This window comes from Bacteroides sp. D22, assembly GCF_000163675.1.
Lineage (GTDB): Bacteria > Bacteroidota > Bacteroidia > Bacteroidales > Bacteroidaceae > Bacteroides > Bacteroides xylanisolvens.
The window spans coordinates 156,336-172,433 of the sequence record NZ_GG774800.1; the positions used below are offsets into that span (position 1 = coordinate 156,336).

General features: G+C 36.5%; 24 protein-coding genes. 23 read left to right on the plus strand and 1 reads right to left on the minus strand.

Annotation, left to right across the window (positions count from 1 at the left end; genetic code table 11):
* The first annotated feature begins 66 nt into the window (after nucleotides 1–66).
* From HMPREF0106_RS17615 to HMPREF0106_RS17515, 23 genes are all read left to right on the plus strand, one after another.
* Nucleotides 67–516 carry a VRR-NUC domain-containing protein gene (locus HMPREF0106_RS17615; RefSeq protein WP_008775940.1) on the plus strand — a complete coding sequence of 150 codons (450 nt, stop codon included), beginning with the start codon at nucleotides 67–69 and terminating at the stop codon, nucleotides 514–516.
* Nucleotides 513–1,370, plus strand: coding sequence for a hypothetical protein (locus HMPREF0106_RS17610; protein WP_009039408.1), 858 nt, complete (start codon nucleotides 513–515; stop codon nucleotides 1,368–1,370). Before HMPREF0106_RS17615 ends, HMPREF0106_RS17610 begins: the two co-directional genes overlap by 4 nt.
* Nucleotides 1,279–2,022, plus strand: a complete 744-nt coding sequence (locus HMPREF0106_RS17605) for an AAA family ATPase (RefSeq protein ID WP_009039409.1) — start codon at nucleotides 1,279–1,281, stop codon at nucleotides 2,020–2,022. The genes HMPREF0106_RS17610 and HMPREF0106_RS17605 overlap by 92 nt, the downstream gene beginning before the upstream one ends.
* A 5-nt stretch (nucleotides 2,023–2,027) precedes the next feature.
* Complete coding sequence (locus HMPREF0106_RS17600) at nucleotides 2,028–2,216, plus strand: hypothetical protein (protein WP_008775937.1); 189 nt, start codon at nucleotides 2,028–2,030, stop codon at nucleotides 2,214–2,216.
* A 101-nt stretch (nucleotides 2,217–2,317) separates the two neighbouring features.
* Nucleotides 2,318–4,033: a ParB/RepB/Spo0J family partition protein gene (locus HMPREF0106_RS17595; RefSeq protein ID WP_009039410.1), complete on the plus strand. Its 1,716-nt coding sequence runs from the start codon at nucleotides 2,318–2,320 to the stop codon at nucleotides 4,031–4,033.
* Nucleotides 4,034–4,060: 27 nt separating this feature from the next.
* On the plus strand, nucleotides 4,061–4,825 hold the full coding sequence (locus HMPREF0106_RS17590) for an HNH endonuclease signature motif containing protein (protein WP_009039411.1): 765 nt from the start codon (nucleotides 4,061–4,063) through the stop codon (nucleotides 4,823–4,825).
* Nucleotides 4,822–5,259 (plus strand): hypothetical protein, encoded by a 438-nt coding sequence (locus HMPREF0106_RS17585; protein ID WP_004300218.1) that lies wholly within the window; start codon nucleotides 4,822–4,824, stop codon nucleotides 5,257–5,259. The genes HMPREF0106_RS17590 and HMPREF0106_RS17585 overlap by 4 nt, the downstream gene beginning before the upstream one ends.
* Before the next feature lie 110 nt (nucleotides 5,260–5,369).
* The gene (locus HMPREF0106_RS17580; RefSeq protein ID WP_004318818.1) at nucleotides 5,370–5,663 is read left to right on the plus strand and encodes a hypothetical protein; all 294 of its coding nucleotides are present in this window, start codon (nucleotides 5,370–5,372) and stop codon (nucleotides 5,661–5,663) included.
* Between the two features lie 60 nt (nucleotides 5,664–5,723).
* Nucleotides 5,724–6,380, plus strand: a complete 657-nt coding sequence (locus HMPREF0106_RS17575; RefSeq protein WP_004311535.1) for a ParB N-terminal domain-containing protein — start codon at nucleotides 5,724–5,726, stop codon at nucleotides 6,378–6,380.
* The gene (locus HMPREF0106_RS17570; protein WP_004300221.1) at nucleotides 6,349–7,101 is read left to right on the plus strand and encodes a hypothetical protein; all 753 of its coding nucleotides are present in this window, start codon (nucleotides 6,349–6,351) and stop codon (nucleotides 7,099–7,101) included. Before HMPREF0106_RS17575 ends, HMPREF0106_RS17570 begins: the two co-directional genes overlap by 32 nt.
* Nucleotides 7,102–7,212: 111 nt before the next feature.
* On the plus strand, nucleotides 7,213–7,788 hold the full coding sequence (locus tag HMPREF0106_RS17565) for a hypothetical protein (RefSeq protein WP_009039412.1): 576 nt from the start codon (nucleotides 7,213–7,215) through the stop codon (nucleotides 7,786–7,788).
* Between the two features lie 49 nt (nucleotides 7,789–7,837).
* A complete protein-coding gene (locus tag HMPREF0106_RS17560; protein WP_004318814.1) occupies nucleotides 7,838–8,485 on the plus strand; it encodes a DUF3560 domain-containing protein in 648 nt (215 codons plus the stop codon).
* A 28-nt stretch (nucleotides 8,486–8,513) separates the two neighbouring features.
* Entirely contained in the window at nucleotides 8,514–8,978 is a 465-nt protein-coding gene (locus tag HMPREF0106_RS17555; RefSeq protein ID WP_004300224.1) for a hypothetical protein, read from the plus strand.
* Entirely contained in the window at nucleotides 8,975–9,301 is a 327-nt protein-coding gene (locus HMPREF0106_RS28405) for a hypothetical protein (RefSeq protein WP_009039413.1), read from the plus strand. The genes HMPREF0106_RS17555 and HMPREF0106_RS28405 overlap by 4 nt, the downstream gene beginning before the upstream one ends.
* Before the next feature lie 21 nt (nucleotides 9,302–9,322).
* A complete protein-coding gene (locus HMPREF0106_RS17550) occupies nucleotides 9,323–10,045 on the plus strand; it encodes a phosphoadenosine phosphosulfate reductase family protein (RefSeq protein WP_009039414.1) in 723 nt (240 codons plus the stop codon).
* An 88-nt stretch (nucleotides 10,046–10,133) separates the two neighbouring features.
* Nucleotides 10,134–10,379, plus strand: a complete 246-nt coding sequence (locus HMPREF0106_RS17545; RefSeq protein WP_008765965.1) for a hypothetical protein — start codon at nucleotides 10,134–10,136, stop codon at nucleotides 10,377–10,379.
* A gap of 23 nt (nucleotides 10,380–10,402) precedes the next feature.
* Nucleotides 10,403–10,909, plus strand: coding sequence for a hypothetical protein (locus HMPREF0106_RS25405; protein ID WP_009039415.1), 507 nt, complete (start codon nucleotides 10,403–10,405; stop codon nucleotides 10,907–10,909).
* 11 nt (nucleotides 10,910–10,920) lie between these two features.
* Nucleotides 10,921–11,529 carry a hypothetical protein gene (locus HMPREF0106_RS17540; RefSeq protein ID WP_009039416.1) on the plus strand — a complete coding sequence of 203 codons (609 nt, stop codon included), beginning with the start codon at nucleotides 10,921–10,923 and terminating at the stop codon, nucleotides 11,527–11,529.
* Between the two features lie 17 nt (nucleotides 11,530–11,546).
* Nucleotides 11,547–12,653 carry a tyrosine-type recombinase/integrase gene (locus tag HMPREF0106_RS17535; RefSeq protein WP_009039417.1) on the plus strand — a complete coding sequence of 369 codons (1,107 nt, stop codon included), beginning with the start codon at nucleotides 11,547–11,549 and terminating at the stop codon, nucleotides 12,651–12,653.
* A complete protein-coding gene (locus HMPREF0106_RS17530) occupies nucleotides 12,610–13,602 on the plus strand; it encodes a restriction endonuclease subunit M (protein ID WP_009039418.1) in 993 nt (330 codons plus the stop codon). Before HMPREF0106_RS17535 ends, HMPREF0106_RS17530 begins: the two co-directional genes overlap by 44 nt.
* An 18-nt stretch (nucleotides 13,603–13,620) precedes the next feature.
* Complete coding sequence (locus tag HMPREF0106_RS17525; protein WP_004311544.1) at nucleotides 13,621–14,025, plus strand: DUF551 domain-containing protein; 405 nt, start codon at nucleotides 13,621–13,623, stop codon at nucleotides 14,023–14,025.
* The gene (locus HMPREF0106_RS17520; protein WP_004311545.1) at nucleotides 14,025–14,441 is read left to right on the plus strand and encodes a hypothetical protein; all 417 of its coding nucleotides are present in this window, start codon (nucleotides 14,025–14,027) and stop codon (nucleotides 14,439–14,441) included. Before HMPREF0106_RS17525 ends, HMPREF0106_RS17520 begins: the two co-directional genes overlap by 1 nt.
* 9 nt (nucleotides 14,442–14,450) lie before the next feature.
* Nucleotides 14,451–14,852 (plus strand): ASCH domain-containing protein, encoded by a 402-nt coding sequence (locus HMPREF0106_RS17515; RefSeq protein ID WP_004311546.1) that lies wholly within the window; start codon nucleotides 14,451–14,453, stop codon nucleotides 14,850–14,852.
* Between the two features lie 114 nt (nucleotides 14,853–14,966).
* Here HMPREF0106_RS17515 and HMPREF0106_RS17510 read toward each other — a convergent pair whose 3' ends face one another.
* Entirely contained in the window at nucleotides 14,967–15,980 is a 1,014-nt protein-coding gene (locus HMPREF0106_RS17510) for a putative phage abortive infection protein (protein WP_004311547.1), read from the minus strand.
* Nucleotides 15,981–16,098 lie beyond the last annotated feature (118 nt).

Consider the following 16,098-nt stretch of genomic DNA (forward strand, 5'->3'; position numbering starts at 1 on the left):
ACAGGTGTAAACAAATCGTTGACCTTCTAAATGAATGTGCTACGATTTCAAAAAACAAGCAGAAAAATGACTGAAGAAGATATTCGTAAATTGGAGGTGAAATATTCTGAAACCAAGATACAACACATTTGTGTAACTTGGTTCAGAGAAACGTTTCCCAATGTCGGCCCTCTACTCTTTGCTATACCAAACGGCGGCGTCAGGACAAAGAAAAGCGGTGCTATGCGTAAATATGAAGGTGCCATCGCTGGTGTTGCTGACTTGATTCTGCTTTTTCCTCGCGGTGGTAAGAGCAGTCTTTGCATAGAGATGAAAACTCCACATGTAAAAGGTAAACGTGCCGGAACGCAGTCTGATGAGCAAAAAGAATGGCAGGCATTAGTTGAGAAATATGGCAGTGTATATGTCGTTTGTCATGGGTTGATTGAGTTCATTAATAGCGTTTGCTATTATCTGAAAGCTGACCCTCAACCTTATATAAACAATGTCTTACGGAATTATTATAAATTGATATGACTTATATTGAACTTATCAATAGGTTTTGGGAACTTGACGAAAGCTGGCAATTTTCCTGCTGTGAAACGAGGCTTTATTTTTACTTGCTAAAAATTGCGAATCGTTTAGGCTGGGAGGATAACTGGACACGTAGTGATACAAAGGTGTCATCTGACGTGGGAGTGTCTGTAAAAGTATTCAAGTCCGCCCGAAATAGATTAGTTCAAGCAGGTCTTATTGAATGTAAACAAGGCAATGGAAGAGGCAATAAATCAACGTATTCTATAAAAGGTGTACAAAAAGGTATGCAAAATATACCACCTTTACGGCATCCTTTAGGGACACCTTTAGGGTACCCTTTAGGGACACCTTTTCAAGAAAGCTCCCCCATACCCCCTAAAGAAGAATATAAGACAGAGACAAAGAAAGAACCCCCTAAAGGGGGTAAGAAAGAAAGTAGCTCTGGCGAGCTTTTCCCACTCTCTAAACCGGAGAAACCTAAAAGAGTCGCAAAAGAATTTATAGCTCCTACGCTTGATGAGGTTATTCAACACTTCATCAAGCAAAATGCTCCGGAACGGTTAGATGACTGGCAAGAGCAAGCAGAAATATTCTTCAATCACTTTGACTCGATAGGGTGGAAGAATGCCAATGGAGTGAAAATAGAGCGGTGGGATTCCAAAGCAAACCTTTGGATACTGGATCGTATTCGTGAAAATCGAAAAAATGAATTAGACCATGACGGAAGAGGAAAAGAATTTATCAAGCAAACTTCAAAATTTGATGGAGAAGGAAGCCGGCAAGCGCAAGCTGACGCTCCAACAGATAGAGAATCTGATACAAAGGCACAAAGAAAGTATTCAGAACGTTTCTGAATATGACTTAACTGATACGCAAGAGTATTACAGTCATTGGAATTTAATTTCTAACCTTGGTACGGATTATACGGAACGGGAGTTTAGAAAATTTGATGTTGATGATAACAACTCTAAACTAATTCAGTTTCTTCTGTACTACTTCAACGGATGTCGGTATGCTCAAAATGTGTTTCCGGAAGAGAATTACAAGGTTCATAAGAATCTTTTGCTTGTTGGTGAACCTGGTACCGGAAAAACAATGTTGATGCAGATTTTTGCAGATTATTTGAAACTCACTTGTAACCCCAATGCTTTTGAAAACTTGTCTGTTACTCAAATGATGAATTATTATAAAATTCACGGGCATATTGACTTGTACACTTACAATGAGAATCAATCCAAAGGATTTAAACCAAATCCCTTTAATATCTGCTTGAATGATATCGGTCTGGAAACGGAAAATCAAAAATCGTATGGTACCAGTCTCGATTCAGTTATTGATGAATTTCTTTATGCCCGGTATGAGATTTTTCAGCAATATGGCAAGAAGTATCATATAACATCGAATCTTGGCATAGCCGAATTTAAGAAACGTTTTGGCCCAAGATTAGTGGATCGTTTTAAAACGTTTAATGTTCTCCCCCTGTGTGGCGAGAGTCGTAGAATATAGCTACTATGAAAGTTACAATTTACTGGGTTACTAAAGATTCGGATAAAATTGCTCGTATCAGAGAGCGTTTCGGTATTGGAACGTATCGAAGTGTGAACGGTGAAACGCCTGCTGAAATACGAGAAGAAGATATGGAACTTCTTCGGGAAACTGAAAGAAGAGGATTTATTCAAATACGTAATAAGCCCACATGAAAATGGCGTTAAAATGGCGAAGTTTCTGTTTGCATAACTTGTCATTTTACGATAACTTTACTGATGTAATGAATTAAAAGTCAAACCAATATAATTAAATTATGGAAGTACAAAACATTAGAATTGACCTTATTAGTCCTTCTCCTTTGAATCCGAGAAAGACTTTTGATGAAGCAGCTCTTGAAGAGCTCGCAAGCAACATTGAAAAGCAAGGCTTATTGCAGCCTATCACCGTCAGGGTAGCCAAATCCGAAGATTTTACTGACTTAGAGACTGGCGGTGTTACGACAATTCCCTGTTCGTATGAAATTGTTTGCGGTGAGCGTCGTTTTCGGGCTGTGTCACTTTTGAAAGCAAAGGAAGATGAAGCGAATGTTGCAAAAATCAAAGCCCATCGAAAAAAGTCGGAGAAATTTCAGACAATATCCTGCATTGTCAGAGAAATGACAGACGATGAGGCTTTTGAAGCGATGATTACCGAGAATCTTCAAAGAAAAGATGTTGATCCCATCGAAGAAGCTTTTGCCTTTGCGCAGTTGGCTGAGAAAGGACGGACTTTGGAAGATATTGCTCTTAAATTTGGAAAGTCTACTCGTTTTGTCTTTGACCGTATAAAGCTAAACGGTCTTATCCCGGAACTGAAAGAACGTGTAAGAAATGGAGACATACCATTATCCGGTGCTATGATTCTTTCAAAACTTGACGAAGAAACTCAAAAGGAGTTCAATGAGGAAGAAGATGAACAATGCACGACATCTATGATACGTGACTATGTTAGTAATTCCTTTTTAGAACTGGATAAAGCGGATTGGATTAAAGAAGACGCAGACAATTGGGAAAATGGCGAATTTAAGCAGTGCTCTCAATGTGAATCTAATACCTGTAATCATGGTTGTTTGTTCTATGAGATGAATAATAAGAATGCTCGCTGTATCAATGCTGCCTGTTTTTATAGAAAGCGGATTGCATATGTAATCCGAAAGATTCTGCTTGAGAGTGAGAATCTTGTTAAAGTAGGTGAACCTTTTTCATTCGGAAAAACTGTTATTGTAGCAAAAGCAGAATATTATTGGAGTGATGAAAGAAAAGCACAATATGAAAGTGCTTTAGAAGCCGTAAAGCAACTTGGATTTGAAGTAGTTAATCCAGATGAGGTGTTTAGGAGTTTATGTTATTATAGTGCTGATGATGAACGGACACTAAAAATGCTTGATGAAGGTGAAATTTATCGCTGTATCTCATTCTTTGGTAATTATAATCCAGAATTTAATGTAAAATTCTATTACACAAAGAAAGAACTGGTTTCTAGTACTGCCGCTGTTGCCGATCTAAAAGAGATAGAAAGGGAAAAAATAAACGCCCAATTAAAAAGAGCGAAGGATATAGTCAAGGAGAAGTCTGCTGAAGAAATGCGTAAGTGGGCGCAAGAGAAAACATATTATCAGAGAACAAAAGAATTCTCTGAAAATGAACAACTTGTTTTTGATGTGCTGGTTCTTAGCGGTTGTAGCAGTACTTATCTTGAAAAACTGAATTTGAAAAAATGGAATGGTGAGAGTGATTTTGTAAATTATGTCAAAAACAACCAAGCTGACCGACACCAATGGTATAGAGCCTTTATTGCTGAATGCTTATCATCGAATAATGTGAATTTCTACTCCTATTTGCAAAAGTGTCAGAAAATCCTTTTTGCAGAACAATATCCGGATGATTTCAAAGCGCTCTCTAAGAAACTTGCGGATTCATATGATAAGAAAGAAAAGAAGCTCAAAGAAAGACTGAAAGAGCTAAATAACGATAACACAGAGGAAGCCTAGTGGTTTCCTCTCTTTATTGACGCACTTATGAAAACGTGGACTGGCGAACAACTTGCTATACTTGACAGTGAGTACCCGACTGCTGATTTAAAAGAACTTGCTAGGCGTCTTGATAAAACACTTAGTGCTGTTAAAACAAAGGCCTTGATTCGAAAACTTAGGCGCTCTCCGAGAATCTCGTTTTGGAATAGTGAGAGACTTGATAAATTGAAAAAGTTGTATCCCAATCATACTAATGAGGAAATAGCACAGATATTAGGTACCACTTATTCTGCTGTAAATGGAGTTGCATTTAAATTACGGCTCTTTAAATCTAAAGAATTTAAATTTCAATGCGCTTCTAAAAGCTTCTTTCCCAAAGGCCACCAACCGATGAACAAGGGACGTAAGCAAACGGAATATATGTCAGAGGAACAATTAGCAAAAACGAAAGCTACCCGATTTAAGAAAGGACATGTCCCCAAAAATCATAAACCAGTCGGTTATGAACGCATAACTCGTGACGGTTACATTGAAGTGAAAACTGCCGAACCGAATGTCTTTGAACTTAAACATCGGCTTGTATGGATTGAGCATAATGGAGAAATCCCCCCTGGTTATAATATTCAGTTTAAAGATGGCAACAGGCAAAACGTTTCCATTGAGAACCTTTACATGATTAGTCGTTCTGAACAATTAAAAAAAGAGAATTCTTTGTATGCCCGATATCCGGAAGATGTTCAGTACCTAATCAAACTAAAAGGAGCTTTGAATAGACAAATTAATAAAGCAACAAAAAAGAATGAATCATGACTGATGGAGCAATAGATAGATTGAAAGAAATGGTTAATAAACCATTCCTTTATCAGAATGAAGAAGTTGTAATTCTCAATTACTGTGACGGTACCGGTGATGATGGTACCGAAGTTGAGATATACTTGAATAATGGCAAAGTATTGGTATTTAGTATGTTTGATTTGGCTTCCAAATTGAATCGTTTTCGGCCAATAACAAACACAGTTGTCGTGTTGGCTAATGAACGGTTGAATAAGGTGTCTACAGTGAACCCTACCATTTTACAAGATTTGAGAAATTTGGTTCTTCAACAAATAAAGGATGTGAAAGAAGATCCTAGTAAAGTGAGCCAAGCAAAACAAGTTTTCCAAGGGGTTAATACCGTAATCAATCTTGCTAAGACAGAATTAGAGTACAGGAAATATTTAGATACAACAGACCCCTCAAAATAAATAATTAGTATGCTGATAGATAAAGAATATGTTCATTGGTTTCGCATCAGAGACCAACCTAATAGAATCGTGTGAGATTATTCATAGTCTAACAATTTAACCCGATCGATATGATAACATTGAATAGGTTTGCCCAGAGATGCTTGAATATCATGAGGAAGCGCTTTAAGATGAATGAGCATAGCTCAAGAAAAGCGTTTAGCATAAGAATTGAAGCCGTTTGGAGAAAATTCGATATTGCTTCTAAATATAGGAGTGATAATCTTCCTAAATATTCGGAAGATGAAGAATTGGCAGCCGAGATGATAATTTACCTTGTTGCCTATTTAAAAAGATTTGGTTGTGAGGACATTGAACAGCTTATCAAAGATAAGATAGAGTTCGATGATAGAAAAAATGATTAGGTGTTGTTACTGACTGTTTGTGTTGTTGATTTTGTGTTGTTGATTTTAATATAGTTAGTTATGACAGAGATTATTCAAGTCTGCCTACTTGATTTTAATAAGGGGCAGCTCACGGGATTGCCGAAAAATCCACGTTTTTTTCGTGATTACCGCTTTGAAGCGATGAAGAAAAGCATTCAGGATTCGCCAGAGATGCTTGAGCTTCGAGAACTTATAGTTTTTCCCTACAATGATGGCAGATATATTGTTGTTTGTGGTAATTTACGTTTGCGAGCTTGCAAGGAGTTAGGTTATAAAGAACTGCCTTGTAAAATTCTGGCACCTGATACCCCCGTTAAGAAGTTGAGGGAATATGCCACTAAAGATAATGTCAATTTTGGTGAGAATGATTTGGACGTTATGGAAAACGAGTGGAATAAGGCGGAACTCCAAGATTGGGGCATCGAATTTGCCCCGGAGAAGAAAGAGGATGAATTTAAAGAGCGCTTCGATGCCATCACGGATGATACAGCCATTTATCCTCTCATTCCAAAGTATGACGAAAAACATGAGTTGTTTATCATCACCTCAAGTAATGAGGTAGATAGCAACTGGCTTCGTGAAAGGCTGGACATGCAGCACATGAAGTCGTACAAAACCGGGAAAATAAGTAAATCCAATGTAATTGATATAAAAGACGTTCGCCATGCCCTGCAAGATAGTAATACCAAGTCATAAACGCCATGACCGGGTGTTCGCTAAAAAGTTGGTGAACGATCCTATCATTTGCGTTGCTGAAAGTCAAGCTGACTTATATCAACAATTTAACCCGGAATGTGAAATTGTTACTCATCCTGACGACGTTATGGGCCTCATCCCGAAACGTAACTGGATGGCAAAGCATTTTGGAGAACTTTTCATGCTTGATGATGATGTCCATGCCTGCAAACCTATTTATGTGGAAAAAGGAGAACCTAGCCGGATAAAGGATAAAGATAAGATAACCAATATCATTCAGTCATTATTTGAGATGGCCAGTATGATGGATGTACATCTGTTTGGCTTCACCGCTCGGATATCGCCGGTAATGTATGATGAATCCGCTTTTCTTTCTCTTTCGAAAATGATAACCGGTTGCAGTTATGGAGTAATCTATAACAAAAACACTTGGTGGAATGAGGAAATACGTTTGAAGGAAGATTTTTGGATTTCTTGTTACATGAAGTACAAAGAACGTAAGGTTTTAACCGATTTGCGGTATAATTTTGAGCAAAAGAACACTTTTGTAAACGCTGGTGGGCTTGCTTCTATAAGGAATCAGGAAGAGGAACGTAAATCTATCCTCTTTATCAAAAAGAATTTTGGTGATAGTATTTTGCTAAAGAGTGCAACCACTAATGGGAAAGACAAAACAAAGCAGCTCGTTCAATATAATATATCATGCAAATTCAAATTCTAATAGTCTGTAAAAAAGGCGTTTAAATGGCGTCCATTCTGTTTGTCATATTCGCCTTTTTTAGCTAATTTTACAGATGTAATAAACTAAAAGTCAAACCATTAAATTAGAATTATGATTATAAGAACAGTTTGCGGATATGATTTCTTTGAGGTGAGTTCTGCAATGCAGAAAGCCATTAGGCGAGCCGACACCGGGGTAGCCGGCTTTTTTGCATTGGAACTTTGGGCGAGTGGGTACCGCGATTATGTGTGGAAGCGTCTGTTTACCATTAGTGCTGAAGATTGCTATGGAATCATTACTAAAGAGATAGAAGCATTGTGGCAGGGGCATGAGCTGGTAAACAAGACTGCTACTGAACCCAAAGGGAGGATATTTGTCAGTAAAGCTGTTATTCTCCTTTGTGAATGTAGAAAGAATCGTGATGCGGATCATTTGCAAAACTTCATCTATGATAGAAAGGATATTGATATAGAAAAGTGGATAAATGATGTCAGGCGTTACCCTATTCCTATTCCAGATTACACTTTCGATGTACATACACGAAAGGGTAAAAAACATGGGAGAACCAAAGAAGAATTCTTTCAGGAAGAATACAAGGCGTTACAACCTCGTGCTCCTGGTTTATTCGATGATTTGGTTCAACCCAGTCAACCAAAGTTATTTAATGATGAAACCACGGCTAAGTAGCTGTGGTTTCATCATTTTTCATATAAGTCAAACCAATTTAATTAAAAAAATGAACACGTATTACAAATTTGCGCCAAATGTATTTTTGGCAAAGTGTGATGAGAAGCACGAAAAAGGTGAAACTATTGAAGTTACCACCAAGTATGGAAAAGAAAATGAATGTATTGTTTTCAACCTCATTTACGAACGTGATGGATTCTATTACTACTCAATCGTACGGGCTGATGGCTTTAATGTGCAAGAGTGGGCCAAACAAAGAGCTGAACGTCGTCATGAATGGGCTACATCTGCTGTACAGAAAAGCTGTGAATATTACAACAAGTCCAATAAAGATAAGGATTTTCTTTCTCTAGGTGAGCCTATCAAAGTGGGACATCATAGCGAGAAGCGACACAGAAAAGCGATAGATGATGCGTGGAACAATATGGGGAAAAGCGTTGAGTTTAGCGATAAGGCTGCCGAACATGAAAGAGTTGCGAAGTATTGGGAAAAAAGGGCTAATACGATAAACTTGTCCATGCCGGAAAGTATAGATTTCTACGAACATAAGTTGGAACAAGCAAAAGAATATCACGAAGGATTGAAGTCCGGTAAGTACCGACGCGAGCATACATACGCTATGGCTTATGCCAATAAAGCAGTAAAAGAGGCTAAAAAAAATTATGACCTTGCAGTAAAGCTGTGGGGCGATGTTTAATAATTTGTAGTATCTCAAATAATTTACTATGAGAGAATTATCAAAAGAAACCTCATTACAAAGGGTAATGAGGGCTTCAGGTCGTGTACCTGTACAATGCTCATGCAGTGTTTGTAAACAACAATGTCATACGCCATGTTTAGGTACTCCTGATGATATTGAACGAATTATTGATGCAGGTTATGCCGACAGGTTAGCGCTGACGAACTGGGCTGCTGGTATATTCTTAGGGGTTATTAATATTGCTATTCCGATGATTCAGCCCGTTGCTGGTAAGGAGTATTGTGCTTTTTTCGAGAATGGACTGTGTATCTTACATGATAAGGGTTTGAAGCCCACTGAAGGACGTTTGTCTCATCACACAGTCAGGAAGGATAACTTCAATCCTGCTATGAGTATTGCTTGGAACGTTGCAAAAGAATGGCTGATGCCGGAGAATGAGGATGTACTTTCTCGTGTAGTAAATAAATTCTTGAATGCGAGGAAGCCATGAATGTGTGTCAATCAATACCTCGTAGAGATTGTAAAGTGTTTGCTAAATGTGGAGCAAAATCCTTATCACATTGCCGGCGGCACCGCGAAACTGATGAGAAGTGTAAAAGTTGTACTCTAATTCATCGTAAGCCGCGTAATCGGATTATAGATGATTCAGGACGTGAAATGAAAAGATGTACCCATTGCGGAAATTACTTCTACTTGAACCGGTTCTACAATCGTATAGTGGTGAGAAAAGGTAAGGAATATCATTTGTTGACTTCCTGGTGCCGTATGTGTATGTCACAGATTAATAATCAGAGGGCAAAGAAGAAAAAGTGACTTGTCTATTAAATTTTTTGTATGAAATATTATGCTTCAGTCAGCTTTGGAAAGGATTCCTTGGCAATGCTTTTCATGCTAATAGATAAAGGATATCAGTTGGATGAAGTCGTTTTCTATGATACAGGTATGGAATTTCAGGCAATCTATAACACTCGTGATGCTGTTCTTCCAATTCTTAAAAAACTTGGCATTAAATATACAGAACTGCATCCGGAGCAACCTTTTCTTTGGACAATGTTTGAAAGGCCGGTTAAGAAAAGAGGGACCAATATTATCCATAAAAAAGGATATAGTTGGTGTGGGGGAACATGCCGATGGGGAACGAGTGAAAAACTTCGTGCGTTGAAAGCTCACACAAAAGATGGAATTGATTATGTCGGTATTGCTGCCGATGAGATGCATCGCTTTGAAAAAGAAAATCGGGCTAATCGGGTTTTACCACTTCGTGACTGGGGGGTTACAGAAGCAGATGCACTCCAGTACTGTTATACAAAAGGCTTTGTTTGGTGTGAGGATGGAGTAAGGCTATATGAACTACTTGATCGTGTGAGTTGCTGGTGTTGTGGAAATAAGAATTTGAAGGAGTTGAAGAATATGTATTTGTACCTTCCATGGTATTGGAAAAAGCTGAAAGAACTTCAGTTAAATACCGATAGGCCCTATCGTCGTAATAGTGGAGAAACCATTTTTGATTTAGAGGAAAGATTTAGACGTGAATTGTTGAAGAAAAAAACTGATTAAAATGGCGTTAAAATGGCGAAGTTTCTGTTTGCTAAACTTGTCAATAACGATTACCTTTATAGACGTAAAGCATTAAAAGTCAATCAATATGAAGAGGAATGAAAAAATAGAAAAATTAGAAAGACTGGGTATTTTCAATCAATGGAAATATAATACAGAAAGAGCAAATGAGACATTTAATATTGAGTGTCCTGACTTCTCAATGACAAATGAAGAACGGATGAACAATTTGTTAGATGTTGATTGCTGTTTTCATCGGTTTCTAGCTATTTCATTCCCTTTTTATAATACTCCTGAAGGTGCTGTTTTTTGGGAGAATATTGCAAAAAAATAATCGAACTTAATTGAATTGAAATTATGAGTAAAAAAGATTTAATAGAGCAGAACATCACAAGAGTTCAAGAATATGTGAGGGAACTTATTGAAGATGCAAAGTGGAATAATGGTGTTTCGGAAACTCTTGAATCTACTTCAATAATTGTAGGTAATAGTGATGATATCTATGATTTTGCAATTTTATTTGCTTCTAATAGTGAATGTGTTTATTGTGAATTCATAAATGGTAAAATAGAGTACATTGATTGTGAACTAGATTGTGAAATATGCCAATTTGAAGGAAGACTAATTTTTCAATATATAAACGGAAGTTTTCATAATCCTACTGGTCAAATTATCGAACTATCAAAATTGCTGATGAGAGGCGAATTAAAAGACACAAAAAGTATCTTTTGTTCTATGGTACTTCGATTAATGGATACTGAAGAATACAGTAACAATTATTGCAAATCTTTGGATTTAGTTCTGAGGCTGTTTCCTGAAATAGATGGAGAATTATTAGAAAAGGAATTGGATAGATATATTTAAGCATTACAAGGATGAGTAAAATGAAATTAAATGAATTAAGAGACAAAGCATATAGAACTGCCTGCGGGCACGGGTTTCACGATCAGGAATTGAGTAATGAACATTTTCTTTGTCTTGTAATATCTGAACTTATGGAAGCTGTGGAAGCAGATAGAAGGGGAAAGCGTGCTAATGTTGATTGGTTCGAGAAGAAAATCTCAACCAGTCGTATTTGTCAAGGGTTAGACCCTGACATTCCCAAAGAGCGCGGTTACGAAGTCGCATATAACGAAACCATTAAAGGTTCAATCGAAGAAGAGTTAGCCGATGCTGTAATCCGCTTGCTTGACCTGGCAGGGCTTCGAGGAATAAGCCTTGAACTTGCCAACGGAGATATTGAGGACTGTATTGAAGATATGGCAGAAGCCTGTAAAGACGAAACTTTCACCGAATCAATCTATTCCATCTCTACACTTCCTGTTAGGTATGACGGAATATTTGATTTTCCTACAGCCGTGAATGATATGATACTATCAATCTTCGGGCTTGCCAAGCACTTAGAAATAAACCTGCTTTGGCACATCGAACAGAAAATGAAATATAATGAACTCCGTGAAAAAATGCATGGGAAAAAGTATTAACTCTCAAATCAGAAAAAATGGATGATAAACGAAAACAGATATTAGTAGATTATATATCATACTTGTATACAACAGGTAAAAGCTACGATTTTATAGGGAAATATATCAAGTATGTTAATGATTTCCTTGAAGATGCTATCTGTATAAACCGTCGCGGATATCTTGCATACAAGCAGAAAAATGTGGAAATAATGGTTCGCCATCCACTTATGTGTAATGCTATACTTGATTTGTTATCATTTTTAGGTATTGGCTATAAACGTAAAGAGAAAGTTGTAAAACCGTTAGAAAAGTTAAGTGCCATTTCTGAAAAAAATAAGGCCTTAATCAGTGAGTTTATAGTTCATCTGACAGATAGTAATGATTATTCTCCTCATACAGTTGACATCTATTATACTTCTCTAAAGAAGTATTTTGAGTACGCAAATGAAGTAAACATGGATAATTGTAAGAGGTTCGTAAAAATGCTTGAAGAGAACTCTTTTTCACCTCAAACAATTCGTCTACGAATTACTGCATTAGAGAAGTTCTCAAAATGGATAAAGAAACCTATCGAATTAAAGAGACCTAAAATGAAACGGAAATTAGATGTCTCTAATGTCCCTACAGAAGATGAGTATAACAGATTACTGGAATATCTTAAAACCAAATCAAATAAAGACTATTACTTTTTTATTAAGGTTTTAGGTACTACTGGTGCACGCCTTTCTGAATTTTTGCAATTTACCTGGGAGGATATAGTCGCCGGTGAAGTGACTTTGAAAGGTAAAGGAAATAAGTACAGGCGTTTTTTCTTTCAAAAACAGTTACAACGAGAGGTGAAGATTTATGTGGCGGAGAATAATAAGACTGGGTTGTTTGCGGTAGGTAGATATGGTCCAATTACTCAACGTGGGCTAGCACAGTCTATGAAGGTGTGGGGGAGCCATTGTGGCATTGATTCTAAAAAAATGCACCCGCATGCCTTCCGGCACTTCTTTGCTAAAATGTTCCTGAAGAAAACCAAAGATGTAATTCAATTAGCAGACCTTCTTGGTCATGGTAGTGTAGATACAACAAGAATTTATTTACAAAAAAGTTATGATGAACAACAAAGAGACTTTAATAAAAACGTTACGTGGTAGTGTAGCCCAGCTCAATGAATTGTCGGATATGACTGAAGGCATAGATGTTTATGACGCTGCCGGATATGTTGATACTGAATTTCTTATGGAAGCGCTTTCCTGTGTTAATACTTTTATGGATGCGAGTAATATGGTTATTACGAAAATATCCTCACTGTTAGCGCCGGACGCTCCGGTTGATGAAAGGAAGAAACAGGCTGACGAAGGTAAAAAATGGAATGTGGAAGAAATACTGAAGCATTGTACTCTTGAGGATAGTGTTCTTAAACTTCCGAAAGTACAATTCAATAAGAAATCCTATGCTGAAGCAAAGAAATGGATAGAAGAAGCTGGCGGCTCATGGCAGGGAGGTAAGATACAGGGATTCACATTTCCTTTTAATCCGGAACGTGTGTTCTCCATCTTGAAAGAAGGTAAGCGATGCGATTTGCAAAAAGATTTTCAGTTCTTTGAAACACCTGCTGATATTGCAGACTGGCTGATAATGCTTGCCGGTGGAATTCACGAAACAGATACCGTACTTGAACCAAGTGCCGGACGCGGTGCTCTGATAAAAGCGATTCATCGGTCGTGCCCGTCAGTAACAGTTGAATGCTATGAATTGATGCCGGAAAACAGGGAGTTCCTTCATACACTTGATAACGTAATATTGCTTGATGAAGATTTTACGAGAGACAGTGTAGGGCATTACACTAAGATTATTGCTAATCCTCCATTTTCCGGTAATCAGGATATTGACCATGTAAGACTTATGTATGAACGCTTGGAAGAAGGTGGAATTCTTGCAGCTATTACCAGTCAGCATTGGAAATTCGCGTCTGAAAAGAAATGTGTTGACTTCCGGGAATGGTTGGAAGAAGTTCATGGAGAAGTTTTTGAAATCGGAGCCGGTGAATTCAAGGAAAGTGGAACAACTGTTAGTACTATGGCAGTTGTAATAAAAAAGTAATTCAAAACAAGAACAGATATGAATTTTAAATCATTGGTAGCTCAATTAGCAAATCGCATCAATCAGCCGCATGTGATTGAAATATATATGCGTAAAGTTTTTGCATCTGGTGTTGAGTGGCAGAAAAAGCAATCTCCATGGATAAGAGTAGAAGAACGATTACCAGATGAAGAGCAGCGTGTTTTAGTCGGATTTTTATATTACTATAAATACGATGATAGAGAAGCTGAATCACGTAAGCATATAGATGTATTCACGTATGAAAATGGTATATGGACTACTGATAGTGATATATCATATTTAGGAAAAAGTGTCGAAAAGGATGATATTAAGGTTATATGTTGGATGCCTATTCTGTCTTTCGATGAAATATTGGAAGCCAACAGAGATGTACTAGAACGGATTAAAAAGAAAGGAGACTGATGATGACAGCAAAAGAATTAAGTAAGTTAATCACTACTGGCAGAAAACTGAAAAAGTTTATTAAAGAAACTCTCCCTAAAATCAGAGAAGAGTTTCAAAGCCATAGCAATAGTGGAATAGATAAGCATACAGATGGATTTGGCAGAAGGGAGAGTATTCAGAGTATGAATATAAGTAATCTTTGTTATTCTTCTTTTTCTGGCAGTTATGGAAGTGGAGACACATATTCGGATATAGCAAATATGGATACTGATTTGATGCAGGAATACTTTATCAAATATCTGAATAGGCATAAGGATGAAATAATGGAGGGAGTAGCAGATTTAATGATAAATGATGCAAAATCAGGTCAAGAAGATGCTATTAAGGAAATAGACGAGTATAAAAAATCACTGCTAAAACTATTGGAGGAATAAAGAATAGAAATGAAAGCAATAACAATAAAACAACCGTGGGCTTCTTTGATAGTCCACGGTATTAAAAACATTGAGAACCGTACTTGGTCGTGTCCTAAGAAATACTTAGGACAGAGGGTACTGATTCATTCAAGCGGTAAACCTTTGAATTACGATAATTTCTATGATTCAATACTTACCAATGAGCAGTTATTGGCATTACCGGAAAACAAAGAGTGGAAAGATTTTAGTTTTTGTACAGGCTCCATTATCGGTAGCATTGAGATAGTGGATTGTGTACAGAATCATTCTTCCATCTGGGCTGAAAAAGAAGTTTATAACTGGGTATTAGCTAATCCAATACTTTTTGAAAGTCCTATTGAGAATGTAAAAGGTAGACTTTCTTTTTGGGATTATCTTGGTATCAAATAAGTAGAAATTGAACGTTCTGAATGCGGAAGTATAGAGAAAACTGTTGAATAATACAACCACTCTTTTCCCTATATTCTTGTACAGTTACAATAAATATAATAATTGGGTATATAATCATTTGTTTGTAGAATCAGCTATAAATTCATGAAAAAGAGAGTTAATAGTCTGAATTACGATTTCTTTTTCTGTATCATATCCAGATATAGGAAGTTCGAGGGCAATAATGTTATTGAATATATCAAATTTCTTTAATAAAGAAATTGTTTTGAGAGTTGATTGCGAGCTCATTGAATTGAATAGTATGACTGTTAACTCATCTGAGGATAATTGTGCTCTAAATATTTTAGAATAGTCATTGGGGTATTTAAAATTTTGGATTGAATCCAACAGATAATATATGTTTCTATGGTATTGCCCTAAATATTGTCCATATTGCCCATATAAATAATCTCCGACATTTCTTATGAACTTATAGAGCTGTTGGTATCTTTTTTCTATACAAATCCTATTACAGATTGATGCAACAATTATACGATACATTTCATGAATTTTGCTTGACATTATTATGCCTTTTATTTCGTATATAGTATCGTAATAATATTTGGGATCCCTACTTTTTAATAATACATTTAATTCTGTAGTTGAATGAACTCCAAACTTAGTATAAATCTCCAGAAATGCTTGCTCGTCTAACTTACTGACTTGTGTTAATTCTGATGGAAATTTTTCTCCATCTTTTATAAAATGATATATTACATAAGCATAGAATAATGAACGCGCTTCATGTGCGTATGCTTTGAATGCTTCAATTCCTGTTTTCTCAATTTGGTGTTCAGTATATTTGTTGGTGTCGACTTGATGCTGATATAATCCCAACAAATTATAAAATGTTGACCTTTCATTATCAATTTGTCTATTTATTTGTGAGTCTTTTATTGTATAAAGTACTCCAATGAAAGCAAGTAATCCTGTAATTGAACCTAAATAACTGCCGAAATCAGCAAAATCATTATGATTATAGGACAGTCCGTGATGAAATCTATATACATATACTAATATTAATATTAGAGTAAATATGGCTGTTGCAATTAATGCGTATTTGATTATATCTATTTGCGGTCTTTTCATTTTATTTGATTTTATATTTTATACAGCTACAAATGTAGTGTATTCTATTTTGAAGTTAATGTTTTTTTGAGTTTTTTACTAACAATATGTTGAATTTGGATATACGAGAGTTTGATAT